We start from the raw sequence: 7,360 nt of genomic DNA, 5'->3' as shown, positions 1-7,360 counted from the left end.
ATTTATTATTTTTTTGATAGAAAATATAAATAATAAAAAAAGCGCTTATATAAAGCGCTTTTTAATAGATTCTAATTATATTATTTTTTTACCATTTCGGCAAGAATTTCAATTTCTCTTTCCGATGCATTTTTTGGATGATTTGAATATAATTTCAAAATTTCATCATCAAATTGATTTTTGAAATTTACTTCCTCAATATCTCTTAAATTTAAAAGTGCTTTTGATCGAACGTAAGTCGATTCACTTCTTAGAGACATCGTATATAATTTTTTAATATCGTCTTCTTCAAAATCTGTAGATTTCCAACTAGAATATTTCAAAAGAAACTGAGAAAATAATAACGAAGCTTTATTATTGTTGATATTCTTTTTTAATGAATTTTGTAATAATGAAAAACTTGAAACATTTTTGATGCTCTCCCCTATTGCACTTTCAATTGCAATACGTTCAGGTTTTGTCTCAACTTTAAAATATTTATTGATTTCTTTTAAAGAATTATTGATACTGTTTTCTTCTTTTTTACCTTTTTCTTCCCAGGCATCTTTCAATCCAACAGTTTTGTTAAATACTAGTTTTGAAGAAGTTGAGTCTTTATCAACAGTAAAATACCCTAAACGTTGAAACTGAAATTTATCTTCGTTTTGAGCTGTTGCCAAACTTGGTTCAACAAATCCTTTGATGATTTCTAATGAATTTGGATTGACAAAATCTAAGAAATTTTTCTCTTTATAACTGTCCGGAGCTTCATCTGTAAACAAACGATCGTACATACGAACTTCTGCTTCTACAGCATGTGCAATAGAAACCCAATGCAAGGTTCCGGATACTTTTCTTTGACTCGCTTCTGTTCCGCTTCCGCTTAAAGAATCAGTATCGTAAGTAACATGAATTTCAGTAATATTTCCGCTAGCATCTTTTATAACACTTTCTCCTTTAATGATATACGCATTTTTAAGACGTACTTCTTTACCTAAAGTCAAACGGAAAAATTTAGCCGGAGCTTCTTCCAAAAAGTCTTCTCTTTCAATGTATAATTCTCTTGAAAAAGGTACTTTTCTGAAACCTGCATTCTCATCTTCCTGATTATTTTCGGCTTCTAACCACTCTTCTTTTCCTTCAGGATAATTTGTAATGACCAATTTTACAGGATCTAAAACAGCCATTACACGAGGTGCAATTTTGTTTAAATCTTCACGGATACAAAATTCTAAAACGGATACATTTATTAAATTATCACGTTTTGCAATACCAATTGTGTTGGCAAAATTACGCAATGAAGCAGCCGTATAACCACGTCTTCTTAACCCTGAAATAGTTGACATTCTTGGATCATCCCAACCGTTAACGTGCTTTTCCTTAACTAGTTGCTGCAATTTTCTTTTACTAACAACTGTATGTGAAAGGTTACGTCTTGCAAATTCTCTTTGCTTTGGACGAATCTGATTTTCATCAATAATCTGGTCTAAAAACCAATCGTATAATTCACGGTGAGGCAAAAATTCAAGTGTACAAAATGAGTGTGAGATTTCTTCTAAATAATCACTTTGCCCGTGTGCCCAATCGTACATTGGATAGATTTTCCAATCGTCTCCGGTTCTATGATGATGCCTGTGCAAAATCCTGTACATGATAGGATCACGCATCAACATATTGGTCGATTTCATGTCTATTTTTGCACGAAGAATATGTGTTCCAGCCTCAAATTCCCCGTTTTTCATTCTTTCGAATAAATCTAAATTTTCTTCAACAGAACGATTTCTGTATGGACTATCAGTTCCGGTTGTAGACGGAGTTCCTTTTTGAATTGCCATATCTTCAGAAGACTGACTATCAACATAAGCTTTATCTTTTTTAATTAATAAAACAGCCCAATCGTATAATTGTTGAAAATAATCAGAAGCATAACGTTCTTCTGCCCAGGTATAACCTAGCCATTCGACATCTTTTTTAATAGCATCGACAAATTCCTGCTCTTCTTTTTCCGGATTCGTATCGTCAAAACGTAAATTTACAGGTGACTGATAATCAATTCCTAAACCAAAATTTAAAGCAATAGAACTTGCGTGTCCAATATGTAAATAACCATTTGGTTCTGGTGGAAAACGAAAATGAAGTTTAGTTTTGGAAAGACCTGATTTCAAATCTTCCTCTATGATTTGTTCAATAAAATTGAGTGATTTCTCTTCTGATGCCATTATTTTATAGTAATTTTAGCAAAGATAAAAAAATAGATGATAGATAGGGACTTAGGGTTCATAGACTTTGAATTAAATTTATTAGTATTTTTGTATAAATATTAAGCGTTATGAGACAATTAACTGTTACAATTCCAGACGATTTTTACGAAACTTTTATTAGTTTTTTTAAACATGTTCCTGATGTTTCTATTGATGAAAACACTACGAATGAAATTCCGCTATGGCAACAGGAAATGGTTTTAGAACGATTGAAAAATGCTAAACCAGAAGATTATATTAGCTGGGAAGAATCTAAAAAAAGACTCAACACTAAATGGAATAAATAAATGTATGAAATAATTATTCTCATACACGCTGAGCAAGAAGTAGATGAGACTGCTGAATATTACGAATCTTTATCAAATGGCTTGGGAACAAAATTCTTTAATGAATATCAAGATTATGTAGACACTTTAATAACATTTCCTTTTTTCGAGGAAAAATATAAAACAGTTCGTACATTACCATTAAAAAAATTTCCTTACACTATTCATTTTACAGTTGATGAGAAGAAAAAAATAGTTTTCATTCTAGCGTTAACATCTAATTACCAAGATCCAAATACTACAAGAATAAAATTATAAAAATGGGAGTTATAAAACTAAAAAACATTCGAACTTTCTCCTACCACGGATGTTTAATTGAAGAAGGAAAAATAGGATCTGATTACACTGTTGATCTAAAAATTAAAACCAATTTACAAAAATCAGCACAAACAGATCATCTATTAGATACTGTTGATTATGTACATTTGAACAGAATTGTTACTGAAGAAATGGCAATTCGTTCGCATTTATTAGAACATGTGGCCAAAAGAATCAATATTCGGGTACTTGCAGAAATAGAAATGATAGAAAAAACAACGGTTTGGGTTTCTAAAATAAATCCTCCTATTGGTGGTGATGTTGAATCAGTTACTATAAAAATGACGGAAATTAGAAAGTAATTCTTTCAGACAAAAAACTAATTTTTTAAAATAGTTACTTTTAAAGTTTTTAATTTTAAAGATTTTAGTTACTTTTGCCATCCGTTCAACTACGGCGTCGTGGCCGAGCGGCTAGGCTGGGCTCTGCAAAAGCTCCTACTCCGGTTCGAATCCGGACGATGCCTCTAAAACCTTCAAGGAAACTTGGAGGTTTTTTTATGATTAATTTTTAGAAAAAATTAGATAAAGATTTACGTTCGAATCCGGACAATGCCCTAAAACCTTCAAGGAAACTTGGAGGTTTTTTTGTGGTTAATTTTTTTTAAAAATTAAATAAAGATTTACGTTCGAAGCCGAACGATGCTTCTAAAAACCTTCAAGGAAACTTGGAGGTTTTTTTGTGCCTATTTTTTCGCATTTTATGTCATTTCTGAAATGACAAGATTGCGTCAAACCCGCAATTATCTTTGTCAAAGTTTCAAACTTTGACAAAGATTTAGAACACAAAAAAACCTCCGAAATTCAGAGGTTTAATTTTATATTTTAAGGTTATTAACAACTACTTCTTCTCAATCTTCTCAAAAGCATTTCTAACCATTTCTTTTTCACCTGGAAACCAGCCTTGTGTTATTAAAACCAATCCAAAAATCATTAAAACAATACTAATTACTTTTTTAATTTTTAGAATATTTCTTGGTGTCATTTTAGATTTTAATTGTTTGGCTAATAGTATCTTAATACAGTCAACTAGCAAATAAGTAATAATAACTGAAGTAAAAAAGGTAAACATTCTTGAGTTTTGCATTTCTAATTTTGGTCCCACAGAAATGATAACTGCAAGCCAAAAACCCAAAACTCCAATGTTAATAACGTTGAGTAAAAAGCCTTTTATAAACAAACTACCATAATTTCTTTTTATAATATCACGATCTATTTCTTCGTCATCAATTTTTTCTTCATTTCTTAATCTTACGAAAGAAATAATTCCATAAGCCACCATTATAATTCCACCAAAAATAAAGAGTGCCGGTTTATCTTTTAAACTCTGAATTAATCTGTAACTCCCTAAATAAGCAATTGCTATAAAAAAAATATCACCTAATACTACACCAAAATCAAAGACAATTGCAGCTCTGAACCCTTTTGTAATACTGGTCTCTAATAGTATAAAAAATACCGGGCCTACCATAAAACTCAGGAAAATTCCCCATGGCAGCCCAGCTAAAATATCATTTATCATTCAAATACAAATTGATTTATTTTACTTCTTCAATCTTACCACCAAGAACAGTTTTTTGATTGATTTGTTTTGGTTTTCCGTAAATATAAATAGAGCCTCCTGCGCTAACTTTTGCATCAACAAGAGTAGAAGCATTCACATCTGCTTTTCCTCCCGCAGAAACGCTTACTTTAGTTTGAGAGGTCGCTAATTTACTTCCTAGGAAATATCCGCCGGCTCCTAAACTTGCATCAAGGTTATCTGCTTTACCGGTTACAGTGATTTCGCCGCCAGAAACAGAACTTACTTTCAACTTATCAACATTCAAATCTACATTAATTTTACCACCTTCCTGAGCACTTACTTTAAATGAAGTTGCTTTCAATGTTTCCTTGCTGGTAACTTCTGCACCTTCATTCACATCGATTAATTCAATGTGTTTATAATACAAAGTCACTTCAAGATCATTTCCTGAAAGAAGTTTTGGAAAAGGCATTCTTATTTTTAAAATACCATTTTTATTAACAGCTTCTAATTCTGTTTCTCTTGCTCCTTTTATAACAACTTTATTTTCAGAAGACTGAACTAGTTTTACACTTAATTTATCATAAACTTTCACTGTATCAAAATCACCTAATTCTTTAGTAACCTGACCAAAAGACATTTGTGCAATAAAAATTGCAGCTCCTATTAATAACTTTTTCATCTCTCTATTTTTTTAATTTAACAACTATTCTGCTCTTCTTAAAAAATGGAAATCCAGTTGTTTTTTAACCAAATCTGCATTTTTTACTTTAACATAAATTTCATCTCCCAATTGCAATATACTATTTGAAGTTGCGCCAACTAAAGCATATTGCTTTTCATCGAAAGTATAATAATCATCTTTAATTTCTCTGATTCTTACCATTCCTTCACATTTGTTAGAAACAATTTCAACATAAATTCCCCATTCTGTAACTCCTGAGATAACTCCCAAAAATTCTTCGTCCTGGTGATCCTGCATATATTTAACCTGCATGTATTTAATACTATCACGTTCAGCATTTGTTGCTAAACTTTCCATATTAGAACAATGCAAACATTTTGTTTCATAAACTTCATCATCTACAGAAGCTCCATTATCCAGATAATATTGTAGCAAACGATGTACCATAACGTCAGGATAACGACGAATTGGCGAAGTAAAATGACTGTAATAATCAAAAGCTAAACCATAATGACCAATATTATCTGTTGAATATTTGGCTTTACTCATACTTCTAATTGCAAGAGTATCAATTAAGTTTTGCTCTTTTTTACCATTTACTTCTTCCATCAATGCATTCAAAGACTTCGAAATATCACCTTTGTTACGGAAATCAATTTTATAACCAAATTTAGCAATTACGGTTTGCATCGCAATTAATTTGTCTTCATTTGGTTCATCGTGAATTCTGTAAACAAATGTTTTTTTCTGTTTTCCAATGTATTCAGCTACTTTTCTATTGGCTAAAAGCATGAATTCTTCAATCAAATGATTGGCATCTTTAGAAACTTTAAAGTAAACTCCTTCTGGTTCACCTTCAGCATCTAAGTTGAATTTTACTTCTACTTTATCAAAAGAAATAGCACCATTGGCCATTCTTTTCTTTCTTAAAATCTTAGCTAATTCATCTAATTTTAGAGTTGCATTTTTTATTTCATCCGAAACTGTATAAGATTCTCCGGTAATAGAAACATCAACTGGAATAGTACTATCTTTTGTTTCAATGATATATTGCGCTTCTTCATAAGCAAAACGCTGATCAGAATAAATTACAGTTCTACCAAACCATTGGTTAATAACCTGAGCATTTTCTGAAACTTCAAATATGGCAGAGAATGTATATTTCTCTTCATTTGGACGTAGCGAACAAGCAAAATTGGATAAAACTTCAGGAAGCATCGGCACTACTCTATCTACTAAATAAACAGAAGTTGCACGTTGATATGCTTCATCATCTAAAATTGTTCCTTCTTCCAAATAATAAGAAACATCGGCAATATGAATACCAATTTCGTAGTTTCCATTCTCCAACTTTTTGAAAGACAAGGCATCATCAAAATCTTTTGCATCTTTTGGATCTATCGTAAACGTAAGCGTATCACGCATATCACGACGTTTTGCAATTTCAGATTCCTGAATTGAAGTATCTATTTTTTGAGCATAAACCTCTACTTCTACCGGAAAATCTGCAGGTAAACCATATTCTGCCAAAATCGCGTGAATCTCCGTATTATGTTCTCCTGGTTTTCCTAAAACCCTGATTACAGATCCAAACGGACTATCAGCTCTTTTTGGCCAGTCTTCAATTGTAACTAAAACAACATCACCATTTTCTGCTTCTCCAATTTTATCTTTTGGAATAAAAATATCCGTATACATTTTAGGATTTGCAGTAGAAACAAATGCAAAATTTGCCTGGATATCAATTACTCCAACAAACTCTGTTTTGTTTCTTTCTATAACTTCAATTACTTCACCTTCAGGTCTTTTTCCTTTTCTTCTGTTATAAACATAAACTTTTACTTTGTCTTTGTCTAATGCACGATTCAGATTATTGGTCGGAATAAAAACATCTTCTGTAAAATCAGGACAAATAAAATATGCCGTTTTTCTACTCGTCATATCAATTGTTCCTTCGTAATAATCCTGGCTTTCGACTTTTACTAAATATTTACCAGGTTCAGTCTCTATTATTTTCTTTGAAGCAGCCAGAATCTTTAAATCTTTTATAATCTGATTTCTGCTTTTTGTATCATCAAGTTCTAACTTTGCTCCTATCTGTTTATAATTGAATGCTTTATTTGGGCTTTGCGATAAAATTTTTACTATTTTGCTTGAGAAATCTTTCTCATTTTTTATCGGCTTTCTAATTTTCTTACTCATAAATCTTTTTCTTAAAAAGTTAAAATTACAAATAAGATACCACATTATAGATTTTAACAAATAAA

7 protein-coding genes and 1 tRNA gene are annotated in these 7,360 nt (G+C 31.3%); 4 read left to right on the top strand and 4 right to left on the bottom strand.

What is annotated here, in order from left to right; translation table 11 throughout:
• Positions 1–80: 80 nt before the first annotated feature.
• Positions 81–2,198 carry a glutamine--tRNA ligase/YqeY domain fusion protein gene (locus AC4FQ3_RS16965; RefSeq protein WP_491182614.1) on the bottom strand — a complete coding sequence of 706 codons (2,118 nt, stop codon included), beginning with the start codon at positions 2,196–2,198 and terminating at the stop codon, positions 81–83.
• Between the two features lie 110 nt (positions 2,199–2,308).
• On the opposite strand from AC4FQ3_RS16965, the gene AC4FQ3_RS16960 reads away from it, so the two are divergent.
• From AC4FQ3_RS16960 to AC4FQ3_RS16945, 4 genes are all read left to right on the top strand, one after another.
• On the top strand, positions 2,309–2,527 hold the full coding sequence (locus tag AC4FQ3_RS16960) for a hypothetical protein (RefSeq protein ID WP_491182613.1): 219 nt from the start codon (positions 2,309–2,311) through the stop codon (positions 2,525–2,527).
• A complete protein-coding gene (locus AC4FQ3_RS16955) occupies positions 2,528–2,824 on the top strand; it encodes a hypothetical protein (RefSeq protein ID WP_491182612.1) in 297 nt (98 codons plus the stop codon).
• Positions 2,825–2,826: 2 nt separating this feature from the next.
• On the top strand, positions 2,827–3,186 hold the full coding sequence (folB, locus tag AC4FQ3_RS16950) for a dihydroneopterin aldolase (RefSeq protein ID WP_491182611.1): 360 nt from the start codon (positions 2,827–2,829) through the stop codon (positions 3,184–3,186).
• Positions 3,187–3,279: 93 nt separating this feature from the next.
• Positions 3,280–3,350, top strand: a tRNA-Cys gene (locus tag AC4FQ3_RS16945).
• Positions 3,351–3,724: 374 nt separating this feature from the next.
• Here the strand turns inward: AC4FQ3_RS16945 and AC4FQ3_RS16940 are convergent.
• Genes AC4FQ3_RS16940 through rnr form a run of 3 tightly spaced genes read right to left on the bottom strand, consistent with a single transcriptional unit; the run spans position 3,725 to position 7,295 of the window.
• Positions 3,725–4,405 carry a LysE family translocator gene (locus tag AC4FQ3_RS16940; RefSeq protein WP_042564906.1) on the bottom strand — a complete coding sequence of 227 codons (681 nt, stop codon included), beginning with the start codon at positions 4,403–4,405 and terminating at the stop codon, positions 3,725–3,727.
• 16 nt (positions 4,406–4,421) lie between these two features.
• Complete coding sequence (locus AC4FQ3_RS16935; protein WP_491182610.1) at positions 4,422–5,090, bottom strand: head GIN domain-containing protein; 669 nt, start codon at positions 5,088–5,090, stop codon at positions 4,422–4,424.
• 24 nt (positions 5,091–5,114) lie between these two features.
• Positions 5,115–7,295 carry a ribonuclease R gene (gene rnr, locus AC4FQ3_RS16930; RefSeq protein WP_042564904.1) on the bottom strand — a complete coding sequence of 727 codons (2,181 nt, stop codon included), beginning with the start codon at positions 7,293–7,295 and terminating at the stop codon, positions 5,115–5,117.
• Between the last annotated feature and the right edge of the window lie 65 nt (positions 7,296–7,360).

It is taken from the genome of Flavobacterium sp. AK-345 (assembly GCF_058310175.1).
The sequence above is the reverse complement of the archived record's forward strand: the minus strand, read 5'-3'. Positions and strand labels throughout refer to the sequence as shown.